The sequence below is a fragment of the Nostocoides sp. genome (assembly GCF_037045025.1).
Classification (GTDB): domain Bacteria; phylum Actinomycetota; class Actinomycetes; order Actinomycetales; family Dermatophilaceae; genus Nostocoides_A.
The window spans coordinates 231025-255189 of sequence record NZ_JBAOHM010000013.1; the positions used below are offsets into that span (position 1 = coordinate 231025).

The 24165-nt window shown below is 69.7% G+C and carries 25 protein-coding genes and 1 pseudogene; 19 read left to right on the top strand and 7 right to left on the bottom strand.

Translation table 11 applies throughout. The annotated features are described in order from the left end of the window. The first annotated feature begins 22 nt into the window (after positions 1-22). The 4 genes from V9G19_RS16900 to V9G19_RS16915 are packed head-to-tail and all read left to right on the top strand — an operon-like array spanning position 23 to position 3577. On the top strand, positions 23-763 hold the full coding sequence (locus V9G19_RS16900; RefSeq protein WP_462286599.1) for a hypothetical protein: 741 nt from the start codon (positions 23-25) through the stop codon (positions 761-763). Next, a complete protein-coding gene (locus tag V9G19_RS16905) occupies positions 760-1830 on the top strand; it encodes a peptidoglycan-binding domain-containing protein (RefSeq protein WP_462286600.1) in 1071 nt (356 codons plus the stop codon). The genes V9G19_RS16900 and V9G19_RS16905 overlap by 4 nt, the downstream gene beginning before the upstream one ends. Continuing rightward, positions 1827-2477, top strand: a complete 651-nt coding sequence (locus V9G19_RS16910; RefSeq protein WP_462286601.1) for an ABC transporter ATP-binding protein — start codon at positions 1827-1829, stop codon at positions 2475-2477. Before V9G19_RS16905 ends, V9G19_RS16910 begins: the two co-directional genes overlap by 4 nt. Next, the gene (locus tag V9G19_RS16915; protein ID WP_462286602.1) at positions 2453-3577 is read left to right on the top strand and encodes an FtsX-like permease family protein; all 1125 of its coding nucleotides are present in this window, start codon (positions 2453-2455) and stop codon (positions 3575-3577) included. Before V9G19_RS16910 ends, V9G19_RS16915 begins: the two co-directional genes overlap by 25 nt. Before the next feature lies 1 nt (position 3578). Here the strand turns inward: V9G19_RS16915 and V9G19_RS16920 are convergent, their stop codons facing one another. After that, on the bottom strand, positions 3579-3974 hold the full coding sequence (locus V9G19_RS16920) for a thiol-disulfide oxidoreductase DCC family protein (RefSeq protein ID WP_462286603.1): 396 nt from the start codon (positions 3972-3974) through the stop codon (positions 3579-3581). Positions 3975-4130: 156 nt separating this feature from the next. Here V9G19_RS16920 and V9G19_RS16925 point away from each other — a divergent pair, with 156 nt between their 5' ends. Genes V9G19_RS16925 through ffh form a run of 4 tightly spaced genes read left to right on the top strand, consistent with a single transcriptional unit; the run spans position 4131 to position 9892 of the window. After that, complete coding sequence (locus V9G19_RS16925) at positions 4131-5534, top strand: ammonium transporter (RefSeq protein ID WP_462286604.1); 1404 nt, start codon at positions 4131-4133, stop codon at positions 5532-5534. Continuing rightward, positions 5531-5869, top strand: a complete 339-nt coding sequence (locus V9G19_RS16930; protein ID WP_462286605.1) for a P-II family nitrogen regulator — start codon at positions 5531-5533, stop codon at positions 5867-5869. Before V9G19_RS16925 ends, V9G19_RS16930 begins: the two co-directional genes overlap by 4 nt. 33 nt (positions 5870-5902) lie before the next feature. After that, a complete protein-coding gene (locus tag V9G19_RS16935) occupies positions 5903-8254 on the top strand; it encodes a [protein-PII] uridylyltransferase (RefSeq protein WP_462286606.1) in 2352 nt (783 codons plus the stop codon). 39 nt (positions 8255-8293) lie between these two features. Then, positions 8294-9892: a signal recognition particle protein gene (gene ffh, locus V9G19_RS16940; protein WP_462286607.1), complete on the top strand. Its 1599-nt coding sequence runs from the start codon at positions 8294-8296 to the stop codon at positions 9890-9892. A 60-nt stretch (positions 9893-9952) separates the two neighbouring features. Here ffh and V9G19_RS16945 read toward each other — a convergent pair whose 3' ends face one another. After that, a complete protein-coding gene (locus V9G19_RS16945; protein ID WP_462286608.1) occupies positions 9953-10375 on the bottom strand; it encodes a hypothetical protein in 423 nt (140 codons plus the stop codon). On the opposite strand from V9G19_RS16945, the gene V9G19_RS16950 reads away from it, so the two are divergent. Next, the gene (locus V9G19_RS16950) at positions 10365-10559 is read left to right on the top strand and encodes a hypothetical protein (protein WP_462286609.1); all 195 of its coding nucleotides are present in this window, start codon (positions 10365-10367) and stop codon (positions 10557-10559) included. The genes V9G19_RS16945 and V9G19_RS16950 overlap by 11 nt on opposite strands. 50 nt (positions 10560-10609) lie before the next feature. On the opposite strand, the gene V9G19_RS16955 is transcribed toward V9G19_RS16950, so the two are convergent. Beyond that, a complete protein-coding gene (locus V9G19_RS16955) occupies positions 10610-10789 on the bottom strand; it encodes a hypothetical protein (RefSeq protein WP_462286610.1) in 180 nt (59 codons plus the stop codon). A gap of 294 nt (positions 10790-11083) precedes the next feature. On the opposite strand from V9G19_RS16955, the gene V9G19_RS16960 reads away from it, so the two are divergent. Next, on the top strand, positions 11084-11545 hold the full coding sequence (locus V9G19_RS16960) for a peptidoglycan-binding domain-containing protein (protein ID WP_462286611.1): 462 nt from the start codon (positions 11084-11086) through the stop codon (positions 11543-11545). Position 11546: 1 nt separating this feature from the next. Here V9G19_RS16960 and V9G19_RS16965 read toward each other — a convergent pair whose 3' ends face one another. Beyond that, positions 11547-11855: a hypothetical protein gene (locus V9G19_RS16965; protein WP_462286612.1), complete on the bottom strand. Its 309-nt coding sequence runs from the start codon at positions 11853-11855 to the stop codon at positions 11547-11549. 1176 nt (positions 11856-13031) lie between these two features. Beyond that, positions 13032-14669, bottom strand: a complete 1638-nt coding sequence (locus V9G19_RS16970; protein WP_462286613.1) for an alpha/beta hydrolase — start codon at positions 14667-14669, stop codon at positions 13032-13034. Between the two features lie 197 nt (positions 14670-14866). Here V9G19_RS16970 and V9G19_RS16975 point away from each other — a divergent pair, with 197 nt between their 5' ends. The 3 genes and pseudogenes from V9G19_RS16975 to V9G19_RS16985 all read left to right on the top strand — a co-directional run bounded on the left by V9G19_RS16975 (position 14867) and on the right by V9G19_RS16985 (position 17887). After that, positions 14867-15676, top strand: coding sequence for an alpha/beta fold hydrolase (locus V9G19_RS16975; protein WP_462286614.1), 810 nt, complete (start codon positions 14867-14869; stop codon positions 15674-15676). A gap of 50 nt (positions 15677-15726) precedes the next feature. Continuing rightward, positions 15727-16680, top strand: a pseudogene (locus V9G19_RS16980) (glycosyltransferase family 4 protein); the annotation flags it as partial. A 112-nt stretch (positions 16681-16792) separates the two neighbouring features. Further along, positions 16793-17887, top strand: a complete 1095-nt coding sequence (locus V9G19_RS16985) for an amidohydrolase family protein (protein ID WP_462286615.1) — start codon at positions 16793-16795, stop codon at positions 17885-17887. A 147-nt stretch (positions 17888-18034) separates the two neighbouring features. Here the strand turns inward: V9G19_RS16985 and V9G19_RS16990 are convergent, their stop codons facing one another. Continuing rightward, positions 18035-18958 carry a sulfite exporter TauE/SafE family protein gene (locus V9G19_RS16990; RefSeq protein WP_462286616.1) on the bottom strand — a complete coding sequence of 308 codons (924 nt, stop codon included), beginning with the start codon at positions 18956-18958 and terminating at the stop codon, positions 18035-18037. Between the two features lie 178 nt (positions 18959-19136). On the opposite strand from V9G19_RS16990, the gene V9G19_RS16995 reads away from it, so the two are divergent. The 6 genes from V9G19_RS16995 (at position 19137) to V9G19_RS17020 (ending at position 22672) form a co-directional block, all read left to right on the top strand. After that, positions 19137-19637, top strand: coding sequence for a sigma-70 family RNA polymerase sigma factor (locus V9G19_RS16995; RefSeq protein WP_462286617.1), 501 nt, complete (start codon positions 19137-19139; stop codon positions 19635-19637). Beyond that, complete coding sequence (locus V9G19_RS17000; protein WP_462286618.1) at positions 19637-20092, top strand: hypothetical protein; 456 nt, start codon at positions 19637-19639, stop codon at positions 20090-20092. Before V9G19_RS16995 ends, V9G19_RS17000 begins: the two co-directional genes overlap by 1 nt. Positions 20093-20241: 149 nt before the next feature. Continuing rightward, positions 20242-21036, top strand: a complete 795-nt coding sequence (locus V9G19_RS17005) for a hypothetical protein (protein WP_462286619.1) — start codon at positions 20242-20244, stop codon at positions 21034-21036. A gap of 184 nt (positions 21037-21220) precedes the next feature. Further along, the gene (locus V9G19_RS17010; RefSeq protein ID WP_462286620.1) at positions 21221-21685 is read left to right on the top strand and encodes an RrF2 family transcriptional regulator; all 465 of its coding nucleotides are present in this window, start codon (positions 21221-21223) and stop codon (positions 21683-21685) included. Between the two features lie 223 nt (positions 21686-21908). Then, entirely contained in the window at positions 21909-22427 is a 519-nt protein-coding gene (gene rpsP, locus V9G19_RS17015; protein WP_462286621.1) for a 30S ribosomal protein S16, read from the top strand. Next, on the top strand, positions 22424-22672 hold the full coding sequence (locus V9G19_RS17020; protein WP_462286622.1) for an RNA-binding protein: 249 nt from the start codon (positions 22424-22426) through the stop codon (positions 22670-22672). The genes rpsP and V9G19_RS17020 overlap by 4 nt, the downstream gene beginning before the upstream one ends. Positions 22673-22833: 161 nt before the next feature. Here V9G19_RS17020 and V9G19_RS17025 read toward each other — a convergent pair whose 3' ends face one another. After that, entirely contained in the window at positions 22834-23916 is a 1083-nt protein-coding gene (locus V9G19_RS17025) for an ISAs1 family transposase (protein WP_462286623.1), read from the bottom strand. Between the last annotated feature and the right edge of the window lie 249 nt (positions 23917-24165).

Sequence of the window (24165 nt, forward strand, 5' to 3'; positions counted from 1 at the left end):
AGCGGGCCGAGCAGGGGGTGAAATGTATCCACCGCTGCGGGTGTTTGGGGCCATTCGCCCCCGGGCAACGGGCCGGGGGGCGGCTCTGGTTTCGACCGCGGCCATAGGCGTGTCCAGCATGGTGGCCTGCACGGGATCCGCCACGCCCAGCACCACCTCGGCAACGTCGGTTGCAGACGAGGCCCAGGAGAAGGCGGCCGTCCTCGCAGATATGAAGAAGAGCCTCAGTGGGCTGTATCAGCTCGACGATCCACCCGAAGTGACGCCCGTGCGCTGGGTGTTGCCGGAGGAAAGGCAAGACCTAATCGATTCCTGCCTGGCGGGTGAGGGTTTCGAGAAGGATAGCGGCGGCGCGATCAACACCGCGGGCCGGATGGAGCAATACAATCTCGCCAATTACGTCTGCAATATGAAGTATCCGCCGGTCCCCCGATATTCGAAGACCTGGGAACGAACTCAAAAGAGCGCCCAGTACGCGTGGACCAGAGACTACATTATTCCCTGCCTGTCGGCGCACGGGTATTCATTGCAGAAGCCGCTGCCGAGTGAGGCCGCGTTCGTGGACTCCTGGGACACGGCGGCCTACCGGCCGTTCGCCGAGCTGGATGAACGCTATGAGGAACTGAAGCTCGACAACTCCATCTGGAACCGACTGGAGCGAGAGTGCGCGCAAACGGCACCGTCGGCGGTGCTGTGGGATGGCGTCTCGGTGGCCGAGTGGAAAGAGACCCATCCGATCCGGCCGGCTTCCAACCCCTCGTGACCCGCTCGGTTCGGCGGCTCCTTCTCGCTCGCCTCGCCCTCGCGGTGCTCCTCCTCGCGCTCGGCGGCGGTGCCGGCCTCGCAGTGGGACGGCTGACGGCCAGACCGGCCGACCCGCAAGCTCACGAGCGCGTCATCACCGCAGCGGTCGAGTCGGGAGAGCTGTCCGAGACCCTGTCGCTGACCGTGGAGGCCACCTGGCCCGCTCGGGCCTTGTCCAAGAGTTGGGCCGCGGGCGTCGTGACCAGCGTCGAGATCCGCAATGGTGACCGGATCCGAAGTGGGCAGCAGCTGTTCGCCGTGGATCTCGAGCCGGTCACGGTCATAGCGGGCGCGATTCCCATGTTTCGCGATATCACCCCGGGCGTGAAGGGTCCGGACGTCAGCCAGGTCCAGCGCTTCCTCGCGGCCGAGGGCCTCTATTCCGGGCCCGCGGACGGGATCGCAGGACGGGGAACCGCAATGGCTGTGCGCGCGTGGCAATCGCGTCTCGGTCTGAACCAGACGGGCGTGCTGCAGCGGCGAGACCTGATCGTCGTCCCCACGCTGCCCCTGACCGTGCAGGTCGACCCTAGGGTGTTGACCGTGGGCAAGGAACTCTCCGGCGGAGAGGTCCTCGTTCGTGCCTTCGCGCCGGAGCCGGAGTTCTCCATCCGCACGACCAAGGCCGTGGAGGCGCGACTGACCCCACAAACGCCGATCACCGTCGACGCCGGCGCTGCGTCCTGGGCCGCCCGCGTCCGCAGCAGTTCACCGGACGTCGACAGTGGTCAGGTCGTCCTTCGCCTAGCGGGCGAGCGCGGAGCTGTTTGCGCGGACGCCTGCGATCTGGTCCCGCGCAGCGGGGTCGTGCGGTATCCGGCCGGGGCCGAGTTGCAGCGGCCGGTCCGAGGCAGTCTCGTTCCGAGCGCCGCCATCCTGACTGATGCCGATTCCCGGACCCTGGTCGTCCTCGCCGACGGTTCGCGGCGCCCGGTCCGCATCCTGGCAACCGTCGCCGGTCGCTCCTGCGTCACCGGCGTTTCGGCGGGGCAACGGGTGCGCGTGCCGGGAACGCTGGCCGGGTGATCCGCGTGTATCCCCGGCTGGCCGTCCGTGACCTGACCTTCGGATACACCGCGAAACGACTGCTGTTCGACGGCTGGTCACAGAGCTTTCCCGCGGGCGAGATGACCGCCGTCGTCGGCTCCTCTGGGCGCGGGAAGTCGACCTTGCTCTATCTGCTCGGGCTCATGGTTCGCCCGACGGACGGATCGGTCCTGGTCGACGGGGTGGATCACGCCAGGGCCTCGGACCGGAAGCGTGCCGAGGTGCGCGCTCGCCACTTCGGCTTCGTCTTCCAGGATGCCGCCCTGGACACGACGCGGAGCGTCCTGGACAACATCGTGGAAGCTGCGCTGTATCGCGCGCAGCCCCGCAGCCAAGCCGTCCGGCGAGCACGGAACCTCCTCGACGCCTTCGACCTGGACATCGAGGAGACGGCTCGCCCCGGGCAGATATCGGGAGGCCAAGCCCAGCGCATCGCCCTGTGCCGCGCCATGCTCGCTCGCCCCCGGATCGTCCTGGCTGACGAGCCGACCGGGAACCTCGACGCCGCTGCCGCCGGGGTCGTCGTGGACGCCCTGCGTGCTGCCGCAAGCGACGGGGCGGCCGTCGTCGTCGTGACGCACTCGCAGGGGGTGGCGGCGCAGTGCGACCGGACTGTCAGGCTCTGAGCGACGCGCAGCCGATCGCCTATCTGCGCGAGGCCTTCGCCTCCGCCCGCAGCCAGACGACCGCGTCGGCATTGGTCATTCTGGTCCTCGCCGGGCTGGTCGTAGCCGTGTCGCTGACAACGGGCAGGGCAGCTGCGGCACAGCGTCAGATCCTGGCCGTCATCGACGACGAAGACACCCGCAGCATCATGATCCGTGCCACGGTTGATGCGGGTGTCGCGGCGCACCTGGTCACCGATGCGGCCGCGCTCTCGGGAGCTTCGTGGGCCCTGGGGGTTGGCCCCGCCCGGGACGGCGTCAATGCCCGCCGCCTCGGCGACGTTGCGGCCGTGGGGGTCCGTGCCATGTATGCCAGCTCGCTGCAAGCCATCGGAGTGTCGGGTCCGCCAGCCGTGCCCGGCGCGGCATACGCCAATCGCGAGGCCGAGCGTGTCCTGGGCTTCATCGACGGGGTCGGTGGTGTCACGACGACGGACGGGACGTCGTTCAGTGTCGTCGGCCGCGCGGAGATTCCGCCGGCGATCGACTTGTCTGAGCCGCTGGTCCTTGCCCCGGTGTCGCCGGCGGGATCGCAACCGTTGACCGCGTTGCTCGTCCGGGCCCGTACGCCCGCTGATGTCGCGCCGCTGATGCGAGCCTTGTCTCGGATGGTCACCGTCGACGACCCGTCCAAGGTCACCGTGGAGTCCAGCGCTCGGCTGGCTGCCTTGCGTGCCGATGTCGACGCGAATCTGACCAGCTACGGGCGCAGTCTCCTTTTGCTGATCCTCACCAGCGGGGTCGGGCTGGTCACGATCATCCTCAGCGCTCTGGTGTTCCTGCGGCGACGCGACTTCGGCCGACGGCGCGCGCTCGGGGCGACGCGGGGGATGATCGTCGGGCTGTTACTGCTGCAGGTCGCTCTCCTGTCCGTGGCGGGCCTGGCGTTGGGCGCCGCCACGACCGTTATCGTTGCTCGGCTTCGTGGCCTGGTGCTGCCGGGAGCGGACTTCTTCGCCGCGGTCGGCGTGCTGACCCTCGTCGCGGCCCTGACCGGTGCCGTCATCCCCGCCGCCCTCGCGGCCCGACGCGAACCGCTCAAAGAACTGCGGACCCCGTGAGTCAGGCTCCCGGGCCTCGCAGGTCGGGCATCGAGCAGGCCGGGGTGCCGCCGGGGAGGCGGTGGCGATTGGCGGCGACCCAGCGATAGACCCAGCCGGCCAGCTGGTTGACACCGGGAACAAGCAGCAGCAGCCCGAGCGGGCGCTGCCAGACGCGGCCGGCGAGCAGCACCTTGGCGACGGCATCCTCCGCACTGCGGATGCGGCCGTCGGTTCCCACCCACTGCAACGCCTCGAGGCATTGGGCCTCGGTCAGGCCCAGATCCGCCAGGTCGGCTCGCTGGAAGGGCATCACCTCGAAGTCGTCCGGTGAAGGGCGCACGTGCCGCTCGACGACCCCGGCGAGCGTGGTGCAGATGCCGCAGTCACCGTCAAAGATCAAGACACGAGCGCTCACCGGCCCATTCTCGCATCCGCTCCCAGATCGCCCATCGTCCGGGATGTGAGACCCGCGGCCCACGGTTACCCGTTGCTTACCTGGACGCGGACTTCGCAACACCCACGTAACACGGCGCGCCACGGTCCGAAACCGAGCGGGCGCAGGCTTGCCATCATGCTCTCAACCCTGATTTCAGCGGAGAGCGCTGAGCCGACGATCGACTATGCGTCGACCGGATTCCTCATCGTGTGCGCATCCCTTGTGCTCTTGATGACGACGCCAGCACTCGCCCTCTTCTATGGCGGCATGAGCCGCGCCAAGTCCGTCCTGAACATGATGATGATGTCCTTCGGCGCCGCCGGCCTGGTCGGCATCATCTATGTGCTGTGGGGCTACTCGATGTCCTTCGGCCCGTCCGACATCGCTGGCCTGTTTGCCAACCCGTTGACCAAGTTCGGCCTGCAGGACACCGCCGGCCTGGTCAACCCGTTTGGGTATGAGGGGTATGGCTGGATCCCCGAGCTGGCGTTCGTCGGCTTCCAGTTGACCTTCGCGGTCATCACCGTGGCACTGATCAGCGGCGCGATCGCCGACCGGGTCAAGTTCTCCACCTGGATGGTCTTCACCGGGCTGTGGGTGACCCTGTGCTACTTCCCGATCGCCCACATGGTCTGGGGTGGCGGGCTGCTGTCGGCCGCCGAAAACGGCTTGTCCGCCAAGATCTTCGGCTCGACCGATGGCGCAGCCGATGTCGTCCCGATCGACTTCGCGGGCGGCACCGTCGTGCACATCAACGCCGGTATGGCGGGCCTGGTCCTCGCGCTGATCATCGGCAAGCGCCTCGGCTTCGGCAAGACGATCATGCGCCCGCACAATGTGCCGCTCGTGATGATCGGTGCCGGGATGCTGTGGTTCGGCTGGTTCGGCTTCAACGCCGGCTCGGAGCTGGCGCCCGACGGCACTGCGGCGATGGTGTGGGTCAACACGACAGTCGCCACCTGCGCCGCGATGCTCGGCTGGCTGCTGCTGGAGAAGCTGCGCGACGGGCACGCCACCTCGATCGGCGCCGCATCCGGCGTCGTGGCCGGGCTGGTCGCCATCACACCCGCCTGCGGCGCGCTGTCTCCGGTCGGCTCGATCATCCTCGGCCTGGTCGCCGGCGCCCTGAGCGCCTACGCGGTCGGCCTGAAATACAAGCTCGGGTATGACGATTCCCTCGACGTCGTCGGCGTGCACCTCGTCGCCGGCCTGTGGGGCACGATCGGCGCCGGCCTGCTGGCGACGGGCACCGGCCTGTTCTATGGCCACGGCATCAAGCAGACAATCATCCAGATCCTCATCGCGCTCGCCTCGCTGCTCATCTGCGGCGTCGTCACCACCGTCATCGGCCTCGCTCTCAAGGCGACCATGGGCTGGCGGATCGACGAGGAGACCGAGATCTCCGGCATCGATCAGGCCGAGCACGCCGAATCGGCATACGACCTGGTCGACCGTGGCGGCCGGATCGGTGTCACCGGCAGCGGCAGCCAGAATGATGCCCGTCACCACGAGGAGACCACGATCGGAGCGAACGCATGAAGCTGGTCACCGCCATCATCAAGCCCCACCAACTGGACGAGGTCAAGGCCGCCCTGGAAGCCTACGGCATCGCCGGTATGACGATCAGCGAGGCCAGCGGCTACGGTCGCCAGCGCGGGCACTCCGAGATCTACCGGGGCGCCGAGTACACCGTCGACTTCGTCCCCAAGATCCGGCTCGAAGTGCTCGTTGAGGACATGGATTCCGCCTCGGTCGTCGACGTCATCGTCAAGTCAGCCCAGACCGGCCGGATCGGCGACGGCAAGGTGTGGGTCATCCCCGTCGAGGATGTCGCCCGGGTCCGCACCGGCGAGCACGGCAGCGACGCCATCTAACCCAACGCAACGCGCCACCATCAAAGGGAGCCCATGCCTGCATCGCTCGATGTCAGCAGCGCTCGCCTGGACCTGGCCGGCACCCGCGCCTTCACGGCGCCGGGTGCCGGCCCGGCTCGCCGGGCAGCTATCAGCGCCTATACCCACGACTGGTTGCGGCACGTGTGGGACCGCGCCGCGCGGGGCAGCGACCGGGGGATCGCCCTGGCCGCCGTCGGGTCGCTGGGCCGTGAGGACGCCGGCCCGCTCAGCGACCTTGACCTCGTCCTGCTCCACGACGGACGAACCCTGGCCGCCCGGGACCTGATCGGCTTCGCCGACCGAATCTGGTATCCCGTCTGGGACGCCAAACTCAAGCTCGACCACAGCGTCCGGACCCCGGCGCAGTGCCGCTCGGTCGCCGGCGAGGACCTGTCCGCCGCCGTCGGGCTGCTCGACATCGCCCCGATCGCCGGCGACACCGAGCTGGTCGCCGCCACCCGCGCGAGCCTGGCCCACGACTGGCGCGCCAACGCCCGCAAGCGCCTTCCCGCCCTCATCGAGGACGTCCACGCCCGCCATCACCGGCACGGCGAACTGTCCCAGTCGCTCGAACCGGACCTGAAGGAGGCGCGCGGCGGGTTGCGCGATATGACCGTATTGCGCGCGCTGGTCGCGGCCTGGCTGACCGATCGCCCGCACGGCGAGGTCGATGCGGCATACGCGCGGCTGCTCGATGTGCGCGACGCGCTGCACGTCGTGACCGGCCGGGGACGCACCCGGCTGACCCGCGAGGACCAGGACGCGGTCGCGGCCCTGCTCGGCTTCCCCGACAGTGACGCGCTGCTGACGATCGTCAGTTCCAGCGCCCGCACGATCGCCTACGGCTTGGAGTCCACCACCCGCCGAGCAGGGCAGAGCCAGCGAGCCCGCACCCTCCGAGTCGGGCCGCGCCGCCCGCAGCTGCGCAGCCTCGGGTATGGCGTGCACGAGCACGATGGGGAGGCGGTGCTGTCCGCCGGCCGGGTCACCGACCCGCTGATGCCGCTGCGCGCCGCCGCCGTCGCCGCGCGTGCCGGGCTGCCGCTGGCCCCCGCGACGCTGACGAACCTTGCCGCGGCACCCGACCTGCCGACCCCCTGGCCGGACCTGGCCCGTGACCTGCTCACCGATCTGCTCGCTGCTGGACCGGGATTGGTCCCGGTGTGGGAGGGGCTGCACCAGGTCGGGCTGATCGAGCGGTGGCTGCCGGAGTGGGCGGCCGTGGACTCGCGGCCGCAGCGCAACCCGGTGCATCGGCATACCGTCGATCGGCATCTGCTCGAGTGCGTGGTCGAGGCGAGCGCGATGATCCGCGAAGTTGCCCGCCCCGACCTGCTGTTGCTCGCCGCGTTGTTGCACGACATCGGCAAGGTCGCCGGCGCCCACGACCACAGCCACGAAGGGGCGCGCATCACCAAACGACTGCTGGCCCGGATCGGGTTGCCGCAGGCCGATGCCGACGTCGTCGTCCGGCTCGTCCGGGAGCACCTGACGCTGATCGAGCTGGCCACCCGGCGCGATCTGGCCGACCCGGCCACGGTCGCCGCCGCCTGGGCCGCGGCGGGTGAGGACGTCGACACTCTCGATCTGCTCCGGGTGCTGACGATCGCCGACGCGATGGCGGCCGGCCCGGCCGCCTGGACCGACTGGCGGGCCCAGTTGCTCGGCCGGTTGATGGCGGCGCTGGACGCGACGCGGTCGGCGGCGGGGGAGGCGCGGCCGGCGAGTGTCCCGGACAACCGGCTCGACCCGGACATCGTCTCGCTCGTGGCCGATGGCGAGCCGCAGGTCACCGTCACCGCGCTCGCCGGCGCCTTCCAGGTCGACATCGTCGACCGCGACCGGCTGGGGCTGTTTGCCGACACCGCGGGGCTGTTTGCCGCGCTCGGCCTGACCGTCCGCAGTGCGGTCCTGCACACCATCGACGGAATGGCGGCCGACGAGTGGCATGTCGAGACGCCGTCGGGAGATGCGCCGGACGCCGCCGGGCTCGCGCGCGGCCTGGCCGCACTCACGCGCGGTGACCGCGGCCCCGTGGCCGCCCTGGCCCGCCGACGCGCGTATGCCGCCCCGGCCGCGCCGGTGCCCGGCCGCCAGACCCGCGCCTTCGTGCTGCCCGAGGCCGCGACCGCGGCGACGGTCATCGAGGTGCGCAGCCAGGACCGGGTCGGGCTGCTGCATGACCTCGGGCTGACCTTTGCCCGGCTCGGGCTGTCGGTGCATTCGGCGCACATCGCGACGTATGCCGGGCAGACGCTCGACACCTTTTATCTCACCGAGTTCCGTGGGTTGCCGCTGACGCCGGGCAAGGTCGCCGCGACCGTCGCCGCGATCATCGACTGCTGCGATGGCGTCGATCCCTGACCGGACACCGCCGAGCCGCCGCCCGGTTAGGCTTTGACCGTGTTTTCCTCACTCTCCGATCGGCTTGCCGCCACCTTCAAAAACCTGCGGGGCAAGGGGCGCCTGAGCGAGTCGGACGTCAACAAGACGGTGCGGGACATCCGGATGGCCCTGTTGGAGGCCGACGTCGCGCTGCCAGTCGTCAAGGACTTCACGCATGCGGTGCGCGAGCGGGCGATGGGGGCCGAGGTCTCCCAGGCGCTCAACCCGGCACAGCAAGTCATCAAGATCGTCAACGAGGAATTGATCGACATCCTCGGCCAGCACACCCGGCCGCTGCGGCTGGCCAAGACCGCCCCGACGGTCATCATGGTCGCCGGCCTGCAGGGCTCGGGCAAGACGACGCTCGCCGGCAAGCTCGGCAAATGGTTCAAGGACCAGGGCGACACTCCGCTGCTCATCGCCGCCGACCTGCAGCGACCGAATGCCGTCACTCAGCTGCAGGTGGTCGGCGAGCGCGCCGGGGTGCCGGTCTTCGCGCCCGAGCGGGGCAACGTCGGCGGCCACGATGCGGTCGGGCCGACGGGGGAGGGGACCCGCTCCTTCGGTGACCCGGTCGAGGTCGCCGAGGACGGCATCCAATACGCGATCTCCAAGCTCTACAACGTCGTCATCGTCGACACCGCCGGACGCCTGGCCATCGACGAGACGCTGATGCAGCAGGCCGCCGACATCCGCGATGCGATCGAGCCCGACGAGACCCTCTTCGTCATCGACGCGATGATCGGCCAGGCCGCGGTCGAGACCGCCCAGGCCTTCCAAGAGGGCATCGACTTCAGCGGCGTCGTGCTGACCAAACTCGACGGCGACGCCCGCGGCGGTGCGGCCTTGTCGGTGGCCAAGGTCACCGGCCGGCCGATCATGTTTGCCTCCACCGGTGAGGGCGTCAAGGACTTCGAGATCTTCCATCCCGACCGGATGGCCTCGCGGATCCTCGACATGGGCGACATGCTCACGCTGATCGAGCAGGCCGAGCGGGCCTTCGACCGCGACCAGGCCGCCGAGATGGAGCGCAAGTTCCTCGCGGCTGAGGACTTCACCTTCGACGACTTCCTCCAGCAGATGGCGGCCATCAAGAAGATGGGCTCGCTGAAGTCGATGCTGCGGATGATGCCCGGTATGAACGAGATGCGCGCCCAGCTCGACGCCCTCGACGAGCGCGAGTTCGACCGGATCGAGGCAATGATCCGCTCGATGACGCCGTTCGAGCGCAATCATCCCAAGCAGATCAACGGCTCCCGCCGCCAGCGCATCGCCACCGGCTCGGGCGTCCAGGTCGGTGACGTCAACGAGCTGCTCAAGCGCTTCGGCGAGGCGCAAAAGATGATGAAGCAGCTGGCGCGTGGCGGCGGCATACCGGGAATGCCGGGGATGCCAGGGATGGGCAAGCGCGGGCGGCAGCAGGCGCCACAGCGGCGCAAGGGCAAGTCCGGCAACCCCGCCAAGCGAGCCGAGCAGGAGCGGGCCGCCGCGGCGGCCGCGACCAACCGGCCGCCCGCGGGCAGCGCCTTCGGCGCCGGGGCAACCCCGAGCGATCCGTATGCCGGGCTCGACCCCAGCAAGCTGCCGAAGGGATTCGACAAATTCCTCGGCAAGTGATCACTGGGGGCTTATCCGTTGACGGTCAGCACACGGAGCTAAAACCGCGCAGGGACGCGATCAGGGAGAAGCCGGTTCGTAGTCGCCCCAGACTGTCCGATCCGGGCACGCGCCGACCGCCTTGGCCCAATTGGTTGGGTCCTTCGGCAGGGCTTCATAGGGATCCCATGGCGGGTTGGCGGGATCATTGGCGAGGAGCGCGTCGACGTAGGCGGAGCGGCTCGGGACCTCGCCGACGTCGAAGCCCTCCTTGGTCAGGCACTTGCCTCGGGCCACAGCCGCTGCGTACACCTTTGCCGCCAGCTCGGCGGTCATTTGCGTTCGCGGCTTGGGTCCGACCGCCTCTTCGCACGCTGACATCGCCTTCATCATCGCGTCTCGCTGGCCGGGCGGGGTGTTCATATCGAAGCCTGGGCCTTCGCTGTCGGAGTTCGCCGTCAGCGTCCAACCCTTCTCTGCCATGCAGGGGATCATGGCATTCATCCACTTCTTCCACGCTACCCGCCGTGGGCTGTCGCCTGGCCCGATCGTCGCGAGTCCTGGCCGCGCGCTCGGTGAGGAAGCAGTTGGGGAGCGGGCGCTGCTGGGCGACGAGCCCGCCCGCGAGCACCCAGTCAAGGCCACTGGCGATAGCAAGCAGACCGCCAGGGCCGCTGCGACGGCTTGACCCCTCATAACGGTGACCTCGGCCACGGACTCCCTAGCGTTCGCGCACTCTCACGGCAGCGTGGGCGCGCCCTGAGCATACGTGGAAGCGTAGTAGACGGCGCCCTCGGCGTACACGAACCAAAACCCGCCGCCCTTCGAGGTCGCCCACTTCGATCGGGTGGTGGGTGTGGTGGAATCGGTGTACCACCACCAGTCTCCCGTGCCGGCAGGGTCGATCCACGTATCCAACGTCGTTCGTGCTGTTACCCCTTGATACTGATTTGAGCAGGGCTTGGTGTCCGACTTCGTCATTGATGCGAAGGCTGCGGGTGCGAGCCCGAAAGCAACAAGTAAGTACTCCGGTCATGGCAGCGATCGTTCGTCTCACCTGTGCACCTCCACTGGAACCAGTGGGCAACTCCGGGCTCCCAGTTCACACCCGTGTGCGTGTGTGTCAAGGGGCGGCGCCAAGCGGTCTCACCGCGCAGCAGGCGGCTCGCGGCCTGACTGCCGCGAATCCACCCGCTATGGCAACCTTGGCCAATGGCAGGGCAGCGGTGGGCCACGATCGCGGTGCCGCTGGCGGTCGTTCTCGGGGCCGGCTTAGGGTGGTCAGGCCGCGAATTGTTTACCAACCCCCCGGCCGCCCAGGAGGGGCCCGGCTTCTCGCTGATCGACGTGACCGAGGGCACGGTCGGTCGCTCCTTCAACCTGGGCGCGGCGGTCGCTTGGTCGGGCGGCACAGCGTTCCCGGGAGCAGCTGCCGGGACGGTGACCGCTGTGGCAGCCAAGAATGGAGTTGACGTCGACCCCGGTGATCGTTTGTCTGACGTTGATCTCACCCCCGTCGTCGTCGCGAGCGGTCGGGTCCCCAGCTTCCGGGATCTCCAGATCGGGGTTCGCGGCGCGGATGTACGTCAGCTGCAGGACATGTTGCGGCAGTTGGGCTTCCGCACATCGCCGGCAACGGGAACGTTCGACACGACGACGGCCAACCAGGTGTAACTCACGCTCTGTTCTCGACAACATCCTCGAAGCCACGCTCTACCGCGGCGAAGGCGCGCGAGACAGCCGCGTTCGCGCCCTGGAACTGCTCGCCGAACTGGATGTAGCCATCCCCGCCGACCGGAAGCCGGGACAAGTGTCCGGCGGGCAGGGTCAGCGGATCGCGACGTGCCGTGCGCTTCTGGGTTAACCCGATCTTGTTCTGGCCGACGAACCTACCGGAAACCTGGATCAGGGAAGCGCCCAGGTTGTTCTGTCTGCGATGCGTCGACACGCCGACGCCGGTGGCTGCGTGATCATCGTCACCCACGACCCAGCGGTCGCCACCTGGGCCGATCGGCGACTCGATCTCACAGCCACAGCATGAGGTCGTATGCCGGTCGCAGCCCGCTGCGCGAAATCTTGGCTTCTATCCGCACTCAACCAACGTTCACGCTGGTCACGCTCCTGCTGGTGGGTGCGAGCACGTTGACGGTGATCATGACGGCCGGCTGGTCCGCTGCGTCCGAGGCGGCTGTGCTCGCCACGATCGATGCGCAGGGGACACGCACGATCGTTATTCAGGCGACGGGGAGCCAATCGGGGATCGACGAACAACTGGTTGCCACACTCGCGCGTCTCTCAGACGTAGAGGCGGTCACAGGGTTCGGTGCCGTTACCGACGTCACCGCTGCGGCAAATCCGGCGGGCAGCCGTATCGGCCTCCGGACCGGTTACGGCACGATCAACGGGATTCCTTTGACACAGCCGTCGCCTGGCCGGATCGGTCCGGTGGTTTGGGCTTCTCGGCCCAGCACGCAGGTAGTGGGTCTTCCGGACGGAGCCGGGAGCCTACGGGCCATAGACGGGCCCGAGTATCTCATCGCTCGCACTCTAACCGTCCCGGACTACCTCGCTGAGCTCGAGCCTCTCAGCGTTGTTCCCGCCGTCCCCCGGAAGTCAAACCAGCCGCCCCGTCCGATTTCGACGATTTATGTGCTGGCGTGCACCCCGCAGTCGGTCGCCCAGGTCAGCACCGTTCTCGAGGGTCTTCTTACGGATGTCCCGCGCGACGATGTCGCGATCAGTACCTCAGAATCCCTGGTGAGCCTGCGCGACGCCATCGGCGGCGAGATCACGAGAAGCTCGCGTGGCCTCATCCTCGGGGTACTCGGAGCATCAGCACTGACTAGTGCCCTCACTGTTCTTGGCTACACCATGATGCGTCGCAAGGATTTTGGTCGACGCCGAGCCCTCGGCGCCACCCGCCTGACCATCGTCCTGCTCATTGCCTGTCAAGTCCTGATCACCGCCGCGATGGCAACCTCGCTCGGAGCTTTCATCGCGCACATATGGCTATCCGGCCGGGGTCATCCCACTCCACCCATCCGCTTCACGGTCGCCGTGGCCGTCGCCATCGCCGCCCTCGCCACGCTCGGCGCCGTCCTCCCCGCAACCATTGCCGCGAGACGCGACCCCGTTAGGGAGCTACGGGTGCCCGTAGCCGTCAGTGCTCAAAGAGTCCCTGGTCCGGCTGGCAGACGGTGCCGGCGGACGGGAGGGTGCCGGTGCCGTAGAAGCGGTTGTAGATCGCGCCGGCGCAGTTGCTGGCGCCGAGTGCGCCGTGGCCCCACCCGTTGTAGCGCAGCAACCGGGAGCTGGGGAAGAGCGAGGCGACCTTGCGGGCGCCGTGGATCGGCGTCGCGGGGTCATAGGTGCTGGTCACGACCAGGATCGGGTTGGCGGTGCGGCCGCCCATCGGGCCGAACCACGCGTCGGCCTGGGCCGAGGGGCGCCAGTTTGCGCACGCGGCGCTCATCCAGGTCCACATCGAGCCGAACCAGGGGAAGCTCGCGTCCTGGCCCTTCCCGGCGCGCCACCAGTCGCTGCGCTCGGTCGGGTTGTGCGTATCCGCGCACCCGACTCCGTTGAACGCGCTGACCGGCACCTCCGCACGCGCCAGCGGGCTGAGGAAGGGCGCCCGGGCCACTCGCTCGGCCTGCGCGCTCAATGCGGAGGCCGCGCCCCGGTCGGCCGCGCCGCGGCGGTCCCGGTTGGCCCACACCTCCTGCATGGTCGCCGCCATCGTGGAGTAGTTCTCCATGTAGAGGTAGCCGAGGACGCCGCCGACGAGTTCCTGGTAGGAGATCGGCTGGCCCGCATAGGACAACGTCCCGGCGCGGGCTTCGGCGACCAGGGTGCGCCACTTGCCGGCGGCGTTGCCCGCGAAGACGCACTCCGGCTTGCCGACCTGGTCGCACACCCGCAACCCCGTCGTCAGCGCCTCATAGGCCCCCTTGGCGCTGCGCAGCCGGGTGGTGAACGGCGTGGTGTCAGGGTCGGTGCCCACCCAAGCGATCGGGTCGAGCACGCCGTCGATGGCGAACCGGCCGACGCGGCCGGGGAACATCGAGGCGTAGACCGTCCCGAGATAGGTGCCGTAGGAGAAGCCGAAGTAGTTCAACCGCTCATCTCCGACAGCCTGGCGGATCAGGTCCATGTCCCGCGCAGTGTCCGCGGTGCTCATGTGATCGATGACGTGATTGGGGTCGTCCTGGCACCCCCGCCGGATCCATTGGGCGACCCGCCAGACGCTGGTGGCCTGGGTCAGGGTGATCGGGAACGGCGGCGCCTCCGGTGGCGCCGGCATCGACGTCGAACAGCTGATCTGGGAGTGAGCGCCGACGCCGCGGGGGTCGATGCCGATGACGTCATAGCGCTGCCGCACAAGGGCCCCGAGTTCCTGGGCGGCGCTCGGGGCGAAGTCGGTCGAGCTGCCGCCCGGACCGCCCGGGTTGACGAACAGCGATCCGAGCTTCGCGGCGGGCCGGGTTGCCGGCACCTTGACCAGGTCGAGCAGCAGCGTCGCGCCCGTCGGCTTGTCGTAGTCGAGCGGCACCCGCGCCAGCGTGCAGCGCAGTTCGGGCTTGCCCGGGCACGGCTTCCAGCGCAGCGCCGGCACCGGCGCGGACACCTCCGTCGCGGCCGCAGCGGCTGCCGTCGTGGTTCCCGCCACTGTCGTGGTCGCGGTCGTGACGCCCGTCGTCGTGCCGGCCGCGGCCGGACCGGCAGCCACGCTGCCCACGCTCGCCGTGAGCGCGATCGCCGCAGCGGCATACCGCCGCCACCTCGTTGAAATCGTCACCGCATCCCCTTCGGATGTGCAGCGCCACCGGGGCGCCGGGCGCCGCCGCCGTGGGGCGCCGCGCTCAGCCAACCCGGACCGTGACAACAGCGCAACACGCATCCGGGACGCGGACACGACGCGCCGCGGGTCCGGCGGCCGGCGGTGGGCCATGCTTGTGCCATGCGCGACGACGCGATGACCTCAGGCCGCTGGTGATGAGCCTGTTTACCCTGTCCCACGGCAGCGCCGGGGAGCGGATCGCGTTCCTGCACGGCCTGTTCGGCCAGGGCCGCAACTGGATGCAGATCGCCAAGGCGCTCGCCGGACCGGACGGCGACCAGGCCCGTTGCCTGTTGATCGACCTGCCCGACCACGGCCGCTCGCCGCGGTCGGACCGCTTCTCCTACCCCGCGTATGCCGACGCCATCGGCCGCACGCTCGCCGACTGGTCCGGTGGGGAGCCGGTCACGCTCGCCGGCCACTCGCTCGGCGGGAAGGTCGCGATGCTGTCGGCTCTGGCGCATCCCGACCGGATCGGCAAGCTCGCCGTCGTCGACATCGCCCCGAAGAGCTACGGCAGCCTCGCCCACTTCGACGGTTACATCGCCGGGATGCGGATGCTGCGGCTGGATGACCTGGCCACCCGCGCGGAGGCCGATGCGCGGTTCGCCGAGGTCGAGCCGGACCAGAGCATCCGGGCCTTCCTGCTGCAGAACCTGCGCCGCTCCAGCAACGGCTGGCGCTGGCAGGCCAACCTCGATCTCATCGCCGCCGACGCGGCGCGGGGCGACCGCTCGCGGATCGCCGACTTCCCGGTCGCGGCGGGGGACTACCCGGCATACGAAGGCAAGGTCGTGTGGATCGCCGGTGGCGAGTCGCGCTATATCAAGCCGGAGGACAGCGCCACGATGCGCGCGCTCTTCCCGCAGGTGCGCAAGGTGACGATCAAGGGAGCCGGGCACTGGGTGCACACCGATGCACCCGAGGTCGTCGTCGAGACCCTCACGCGCCTGCTCCAGGCCTGACGACGAGCGTCTGCCGCGTGGCCGAGTGCCTCACCCTGCTCGGCCACGCGGTGGTCGTCATCGCGCCGGAGCCGGCGCCCGCCTGGTTCGGCCCGGTGCCGGTCCACACGGTGCGCTCGGTCGCGGTGCGCCAATTCCCCACCGGTGTGCCGACCGGCCGGGTCGGCGCGCTGCTCGCCGAGATCCGGCCGGACGTCGTGCACGTCGCCTCGCCGTTCGTGATCGGCGCGCGAGCCTTGGTCGCGGCGCGGGATCTCGGCATACCGAGCATCGCGATCTATCAGACCGACATGCCGCGGTATGTCGAGCAGCACGCTCCCGGCCCGCTGGGCCCGCGGGTGGCGGACCTGGCCTGGCGGTGGGTGCGCCGGATGCACGGGCTGGCCGGGCTGACGCTCGCGCCGTCGACGACCAGCCGCCGGGCGCTGGTGGAGCACGGCGTCGAGCGGGTGGCGTTGTGGGGGCGCGGTGTCGACACCGCGCTCTTCGATCCGGCCTGGCGCTCCTCCCCGGCCGTGGCGGCGCTGCGTTCCCAGCTGGCGCCCGCCGGCGAGGTGCTCGTCGGCTACGTCGGGCGGCTCGCGCCGGAGAAGGAGCTGGACCGGCTGGCCGAGCTGATCGGCATACCGGGAATGCGGCTCGTGCTCGTCGGGGACGGGCCGAGCCGGGGGGAGTTGGCCGCGCAGCTCGAGGAGATCGCCCGGGAGTCAGGCGCGGCGGCGCCGGTCTTCCTCGGGCTGCGCACCGGCGTCGAGCTGGCCCACGCGTATGCCGCGCTCGACGTCTTCGTCCACCCCGGCACGACCGAGACCTTCGGGCAGACCCTGCAGGAGGCGGCGGCCAGCGGGCTGCCGGTGGTCGCCGCGGCGGTGGGCGGGCCGCTCGACCTCGTCGCGCACGGCGTGAGCGGCTACCTGGCCGACGGGAGTTCTCCGGGCGCGTTGTCAGCGTGCGTTGGGAACCTCGTCGACGATGCGTCCTTGCGCGCCCGGATGGGGAGCGCCGGCCGGGAGCGGGTGGCCGGCCGGTCGTGGGCGCGGCTGACCGAGGAGTTGATCGGGCACTACGACACCCTGGTGCGCGGCAGGGTGGGCGCCCGAGCCCTAGGCTGCCGTTATGTCGGCGACGCTGCACCTGACGGGGCCGGTCCTGGTCGGGCCGGAAGAGGTCCAGGACGAGCTATGGATCATCGACGGGCGGATCAGCTTCACCGCCCCGTCAGCGGGCGAGGTGACCCGGATCGACGGCTGGGTGCTGCCCGGCCTGGTCGATGCCCACTGCCACGTCGGGCTCAACAACCGCGGGGCCGCCTCGCGCGAGGAGGCCGAGTGGCAGGCGCTGACCGACCGCAGCGCCGGAACCCTGCTCATCCGCGACTGTGGCTCGGCCTCGGACACGCGCTGGATCGACGACCGGGCGGATTTGCCCAAGATCATCCGCGCCGGGCGGCACATCGCCCGGACGCGGCGCTATATCCGCGGCTACGCCAACGAGGTCGACCCGGATCAGCTGGTCGACGCAGTCCGCGAGCAGGCCCGGCGCGGCGACGGCTGGGTCAAGATCGTCGGCGACTGGATCGACCGGGACAGCGGCGATCTCGCGCCCTGCTGGCCGCGTGACGTGGTCGCTGCCGCCGTCGTGGCCGCGCACGAGGAGGGGGTGCGGATGACCGCGCACTGCTTCGGCCAGGACGTGCTCTATGACCTTGCCGCCGCCGGCATCGACTGCGTCGAGCACGCCACCGGCCTTGAACCCGACACGATCGAATCGTTTGCCGCCCAGGGCATCTCGATCGTGCCGACGCTGGTCAACATCAACACCTTCCCGGCGATCGCCGAGCCGGCCCGGGAGAAGTTCCCGAACTACACCCGGCGGATGCTCGATCTGTATGAGCGCCGCTACGCGACGATAGGCGCGGCCCACGAGGCCGGCATGCCGATCTATGTCGGCACCGACGCCGGGGGCGCGCTGCGCCACGGCCTGGTTGCGTATGAGGCTGCCGAGCTTTCTCGGGCGGGCCTGTCGCCCCAGGCGGTGCTTCAGGCGGCAGTGTGGGGTGCCCGGTCCTGGCTGGGCCGGCCCGGAATCGAGGAGGGCGCCGACGCCGATCTGGTTGTCCTGCGGGCCGATCCGCGCGCGGACCTGGCCGCGCTGCATGGCCCGCTCGCCGTCATCCTGCGTGGCGCCGTCCTCGACCCGGTCTCGCGCTGAGCCTGGTCCGGCCTCCCCCGTTTGGAGCCGGACCGGGTCACTGGACCGCAGTCAGTGGATGGCGTGGGTTCGAGAGCTGATGATCGTGTAGGTCTCTGGTCGCCAGGACAACCAAAGAGCTACACGATCAAGCGCTTGCGGCTCAGGTCAGTGGGTGGAGGAGCCGATGAGGGCCGAGTTCTCTTCGTCGGTGGTGACGCCCTGGGTGGCGTCGAGCCGGTGCTGCATGACCGACCAGGCGATGGCTCCCGCCCAGGCGGCCCAGATCACGCCGTAGATCGTCCAGGTGGTGGCGGTGGACGGGTCGACCCAGTCCGAGCGCAGGATCGTGCGGGTGTTGGTCAAGATGATCAGCCCGCCGACGGCCGAGCCGAGGATGCGCGCCGGGACGTGCTTGGCCAGCCAGGCCGCAATGGGAGCGGCGATCACGCCGCCGGCGAGCAGGGCGAGAACCCAGGACAAGCGGATGCCCTCGGAGCCGAGCGAGAGCAGGAAGCCGATGCTGGCGGCGACGGTGACGAGGAACTCGCTCGCCGAGATGCTGCCGATGACACGGCGCGGCTCGATCCTGCCGCTGGCGAGCAGGGCGGGGGTGCCCACCGGGCCCCAACCGCCGCCGCCGGTGGCGTCGATGAAGCCCGCGAAGAGACCGAGCGGAGCGAGGAAACGGGCCCGCAGGCGCTGGCCCATCCGGTCGGTGCGCACGCCCTTGAACGTGAAGCGGAGCAGCACATAGAGCCCGAGGACCAGCAGGATCGTCGACATGACCGGCTTGGCGACCGCCGCGTCGAGGTTCGACAACGCGGTCGCGCCGAGGAAGGCCCCGACCGCGCCCGGGAGCCCGACCTTGAGCACGACGTGCCAGTCGACATTGCCGAACTTCCAGTGCGAGGCGCCGGATACGAACGTCGTCCCGATCTCGGCCAGGTGGACGGTCGCCGAAGCCGCGGCCGGGTTGGTGCCGATGAACAGCAGCAGCGTCGAGGTGGTCACGCCATAGGCCATGCCCAGCCCCCCGTCGACGAGCTGCGCCGCCAGGCCGACCATGCCCAGCAGGATGAGCTTGCGCATCTTCTCCCCTTTAAGAGCTAACTCCTATCGGAATGATAGGAGATTGAGAGGACGCTAACTCTCCCCGGCCCGCAATGCAAGTCCGGATCTCCGAGTGCCCGTGCCGGCAGCTTCCACCCTCGGCGGGGCCGCCGTCGTTTAATGCGGTGTGGGCCAGGACGTGCGCTTCGAGCGGTTCGTGAGCAGCAGCAGCGGCGCCCTGCTGCATGCGGCATACCTGCTCACGACCGACCGCGGCCATGCTCAGGATCTGGTGCAGGACACCTATGCCCGGGTCGCCCAGCACTGGCCGCGCCTGGAACGTCAAGGTGGCGACCCCACGGCATACGCCCGGGTGGTTCTCTATCGGCTGGCGATCGACCGGTGGCGGGCGCGGGCGCGCCGGTCCGAGCGGCTCGTCGATGACGTCACGTCCGTGGACCGGGGAGCAACGACCGTGTCCGGCGTGGAAGATCGCATCCTGCTCGAGGCGGCGTTGGCCCGGCTGACCCCGCGGCAACGGGCGGTGCTCGTGTTGCGCTATGCCGAGGATCGCAGTGAGGCCGACACCGCGGCGGTGCTCGGCTGCTCCGTCAACACGGTCAAATCGCAGACCCGGCATCCGCTGGCCCGGTTGCGCGTTCTCGCGCCCGACCTGCTCGCCGAGTTCGCGCCCGCACTGGAATCGAGGGAGGGCTGATGACCACCCGACTGGAAGCTGCCCTGCGCGGGGTCCGCACACCGGCGGATCTGGACCTGCCCGACGACCTCGCTGCCACGGCGTGGACAGCCGGCGAGCGCCGTCGGCTGCGGGCTCGAGCGGCGGCCCTCGCCGGTGTCGTCGGTGCGTTCGTGCTCGTCGTTGCCGTCGTCGGTGGTCTGCCGGGCGGCACGGGGTCGGCCCCGCCAGTGGGCGCGGATTCGGCCCCCGGTGCCCACGCCTATCCGCGCCGGATCGGGCCCGCACTTGTGCCACCCCGGATGCTGCCGGACGCCCCCGGGCCCTTGGCCGGCATCTTCAAGGGAGTGGTCGGGTGGCCCTGGCAGCGCGATCCATCCAGCCCACAGGCGTGGTTCGGCTTCGATGCCGAGGGGCACGTATGGCGCTTACCCCACCCCTCGCGCGTGGATAGCTATCCCCGCGCTCTCCGATGATGGCCGCTGGCTGGCCACGCTGACGACACCCGAGGGAGGGAGGGCGGCGGCTGCGCAACCTGGTCACCGGCGCGGTCACGGACTATCCGCGGACGGCCGCCCGCGAGGAGGTCCACGGCGAGGACCGGGTCTTCCTCCCCCAGGGAGGCGTGCAAACCCCCTCCCGGTTCTCGCCGTCCGGTGCCCTCGTCGTCCCGGGCAATGCCTCGATGACGTCCGGGGCGACCGACCTGGTCCTCACGCCCGGCGATCCCGATGTTATCCGTGAGGTGTCGGACGTACACTTCTTGGCGGGCTGGCTGGACGATGAGCGAATCCTCTATGTCGACGCCAACGTCGGCACCGCGTGTGGGAACTATCCGAAGGCCGGCCGCGCATGCCTGCCGCAGGTGGCCCTGGTCACCGTCGATCTAGCGAAGCAGCGCCGGTCGACTGCCACCATCACCTTGCCGCCGCTGGAGCCGATCGCGAGCATGACCGTCGCGGTCCCGGGCGGAATCAATCGATGGACGCCGCGCCTGAGTGCCGACCGACGCACCCTCTGGCTGCACCTTTGGGACGACGAGAATCGGCTGGCGTTGGCGGTGGACATCAGCGACCCGTCCCGCCCGGTGATCTCGGCCCCCGACCCGGACCGGCCCTATCAATTCCTCGGGGACGGCGACGGTGTCAGTGAGGGCGGCGTAATCCCGGTTGGCGATCGCCCCGGAGCGCTGACCAGGCACGGCCTGGTCATCAAGCAGCCGTTGCCGCCCCCGGCCGGGGGAGGAGCGCGCTACACAGAGCAGACGGTGACGCTCCTGGCGCCGCGATGGCGGGCCACCCTCGTGCTGGTGGCCGGGGACGCCTACGCCGGCAAGGCCACTGGCCGGGCTACCGCGGACACGGTCCTCGGCTGGTGGTGGCAACATCTTGTTGCCGGCGCGCCGTGGCCGCGGTCCTGATCGCGTTGGCGACGAGGTGGGTGTGGCGCCGACGCGTCCGGGCAGCAACTTGTGCCAGGAGGGAGCTTCCCTGAGCCGGCGCGATCCACCGGAAGGCATGGTGGGGGAGTTCGGGCGGGTTGAAGGATTGGGAGGGACCGGGCTGCAATGCCAAGATGGCCGGCTGCAATGCCAAGATGGCCGGGTGAACATCTCGGCGCGGACGGACTACGCGATCCGCGCCCTGCTCACCCTGGCCGCATCGCAGGCCGACGGCTCCGGGCCGGTGTCGGCCGATGCGCTCGCGGGGGCGCAGGGCCTGCCCAAGAAGTTCCTGGAGGCGATCCTGCTCGACCTGCGCCGCGGGGGGCTGGTCAGCTCCCGGCGGGGCAGCGCCGGCGGCTATCAACTCGCGGCACCGGCCGAGCAGATCGGGCTGGGCGCGGTGGTGCGCGTCGTCGATGGACCCCTCGCGGAGGTGCGCGGCGAGCGGCCGCAGCATGCGGCATACGAGGGGGATGCGGAGCATCTGCCGGTGGTGTGGGTGGCGCTGCGCGCGAGCATCCGGCACGTCCTGGACGAGGTCAGCCTGCGTGACGTCCTGACCGGCGACCTGCCCGAGCACGTGCGCGCGCTGGCGGCGTCCCCAGGGGCGTGGGCCAACCGGTGAAGGAGGGTGACCTGCAACGGGTGAGCTATACCTCACCTCTTGCCGGTCACCTCCGCCCTGCTCCACCACGATTCGGTGACGGGCGGCGGCCTCTGGCACAATGGCCCCTCGTACACCTTCCGCCGGGGCCCATCCTGGCCGGATACCTACCCCGAGTCACGGTTCCCCGGGCACGTCTGCGCGGTCTCGCCGAACTCACAACGAACGAAAGAGGACCACCGACGTGGCCGTCAAGATCCGCCTCAAGCGCATGGGCAAGATCCGCACCCCGTTCTATCGCGTCGTCGTCATGGACTCCCGCACCAAGCGGGACGGCCGGGCGATCGAGGAGATCGGCAAGTACCACCCCACCGAGGAGCCCTCGCTCATCGACATCGACTCCGAGCGCGCGCAGTACTGGCTTGCCCAGGGGGCGCAGCCGACCGAGGCCGCGCTGAACCTGCTCAAGGTCACCGGCGACTGGCAGAAGTACCGCGGCGAGTCCGGCGCCGAGGGCACCTTGAAGGTCGCCCCGGCCAAGCCGAGCAAGCGCGATCTGTATGAGGCTGCCGTCGCCGACGCCGGCAAGTCCGTCGACGCCGCTCCGGCGACGACCCGGCGCCCGCGCAAGGCCGCCGAAGAAGCTCCCGCCGCTGAGGCTCCGGCCGCCGAGGCCCCCGTCGCCGCGGACACCGACGGCAGCGGCGCCGCTGCTGTCAGCGTCGACGCCGACGCCGACGCGAGCACCCCGGCGCAGGCGTGAGCGTCCTCGAAGAGGCCCTGGAGCACCTGGTCACCGGCATCGTCGACCACAAGGACGATGTGCGGGTCCGCTCTAAGGATCTGCGTCGCGGCAGCCTGCTTGAGGTCCGGGTCCACCCCGAGGACCTCGGCCGCGTGATCGGCCGCTCCGGCCGCACGGCCAGCGCGCTGCGCACCGTCATGTCCGCCCTTGCCGGCGGCCAGAACGTCCGCATCGACATCGTCGACACCGACCGGGTCCGCTGACGGCCCCCCTCCCGTGGCGGGGTCGGTGACGCGCCCCACCGACAGTTCCTGCACGTGCCGAGTCCTGCCACCGGGGAGGGTGGGAGCAGCCGCGACAAAGTCAGGGCGGTTTGGTACTGCCGGACGGGCCGTGCCTGGTGAGCGAGACGGGAAGGTCAGGGTCATGGCAAAGTCCAGTTTGTGCTGGTCAGCAGGGTGATGACTTTGTCTGGTCGTCTGTTGTGGTGGCGTAGCGCGGCGGTGATGTTGGTCGCGCCATCGAGGCGGAGCAGGCCGATGGCGATGTTGCGCAGGGTGGCCATGATGTGGGGTGCGTGGCCGGTCCTGATCCGGGAGGCGTCCTGACCGAAGGCGACGTCGCGGACGTAGTGCAGCTTGTTCTCGATTCCCCAGTGGCCTTGGACCATGGCGGCCAGGTCGGCCGCGTCTGTGTTGGTGGAGGTGATCAGGTAGACGACCTCGATGGTCTTGGTCCCGTTCACGGTCACGGTCCGGCGCAGCTGGGCGACCTGGGTCGCGCCGGGGAAGGTGATCCAGTCGGGCACGAGCACGGTCTTGATGGTTCGCCGGACGCGTCGGCCTTTGGTCTTCTCCACGCTGGCGTGGCCGGGGACCTCGGCCCAGGGGAGGGCTTTCAACGCGGCGCGCAGCTTCGGGCGGTTGGCCTTGACGGTGAAGATGTAGTCCGCCCCGGCTGTGGTGATTGTGGTCGCGGTCTGGTCCTGGCAGTGCATCGCGTCGATCGTGATGACGCTCCCGGCCAGGTCGAACACGGCGGCCAGGTGCGTCAGCAGTGTTCTCACAGTGGGGATCTCGTTGGTCTTGTCGGCTACCGCGAGTTGTCCGACCACGACACCGCGTAGGTGGTCGAACGCGGCAACCAGATGCGGGGTGAGCGCGCCGGCACGGCGGGCACCCCGGATGGTCTTGCCGTCCAACGCGATAACTCGGCGACCGCCCACCGTGACGGTCGTGGTCCACATCCACACCGAGATGACCGCATCCAGGGACGCTGGGTCCAACCGTTGGAACAGGCGCCGGAACACCGAGGCCTCCGGCGTCCGACGCCGCTGGCAGAACCCCAACGCGGTAGCCGTGGCGGCGTCCTGGTCGGCCAACCAGGACGCGATCGCCACGAACGACGACGCCCCGGCCAAAGTGGCCGCGAGCGCCGCAGCAACCAACGGAACCAGGTCGTCGCGGCGTCCACGCCGAGCCCGAGGGTCGACCAGCCCGGACAGCACCGACATCAAGGATCGGCTCGAGACCAACCGGGAGGCGGAAGTAGGCGATGATGACCTGAGCGGGTGTGGCCTCTCGGCTCGACGGCAGGACTGAACACCGCCAGTCAAAGCCTGTAGGTCACATCCGCCCCACACGCCACGCCGGTCACGGCACCACAAACCCCCAGGTCAGTGCCCCGCGGCCGGACTTTGCCACGACCCTGCCGTGCAACCCGATCGGCGATCGTCCGCGCGTTCACATCAGCCTCG

What these genes read in the sequence shown, in the direction of transcription:
- V9G19_RS16900 (WP_462286599.1), top strand. Translation starts at nt 23, where the DNA reads ATGTATCCACCGCTGCGGGTGTTTGGGGCCATTCGCCCCCGGGCAACG.
- V9G19_RS16925 (WP_462286604.1), top strand. Translation starts at nt 4,131, where the DNA reads ATGCTCTCAACCCTGATTTCAGCGGAGAGCGCTGAGCCGACGATCGAC.
- V9G19_RS16930 (WP_462286605.1), top strand. Translation starts at nt 5,531, where the DNA reads ATGAAGCTGGTCACCGCCATCATCAAGCCCCACCAACTGGACGAGGTC.
- V9G19_RS16935 (WP_462286606.1), top strand. Translation starts at nt 5,903, where the DNA reads ATGCCTGCATCGCTCGATGTCAGCAGCGCTCGCCTGGACCTGGCCGGC.
- V9G19_RS16950 (WP_462286609.1), top strand. Translation starts at nt 10,365, where the DNA reads ATGGCATTCATCCACTTCTTCCACGCTACCCGCCGTGGGCTGTCGCCT.
- V9G19_RS16945 (WP_462286608.1), bottom strand. Translation starts at nt 10,375, where the DNA reads ATGAATGCCATGATCCCCTGCATGGCAGAGAAGGGTTGGACGCTGACG.
- V9G19_RS16960 (WP_462286611.1), top strand. Translation starts at nt 11,084, where the DNA reads ATGGCAGGGCAGCGGTGGGCCACGATCGCGGTGCCGCTGGCGGTCGTT.
- V9G19_RS16975 (WP_462286614.1), top strand. Translation starts at nt 14,867, where the DNA reads ATGAGCCTGTTTACCCTGTCCCACGGCAGCGCCGGGGAGCGGATCGCG.
- V9G19_RS16985 (WP_462286615.1), top strand. Translation starts at nt 16,793, where the DNA reads ATGTCGGCGACGCTGCACCTGACGGGGCCGGTCCTGGTCGGGCCGGAA.
- V9G19_RS16990 (WP_462286616.1), bottom strand. Translation starts at nt 18,958, where the DNA reads ATGCGCAAGCTCATCCTGCTGGGCATGGTCGGCCTGGCGGCGCAGCTC.
- V9G19_RS17000 (WP_462286618.1), top strand. Translation starts at nt 19,637, where the DNA reads ATGACCACCCGACTGGAAGCTGCCCTGCGCGGGGTCCGCACACCGGCG.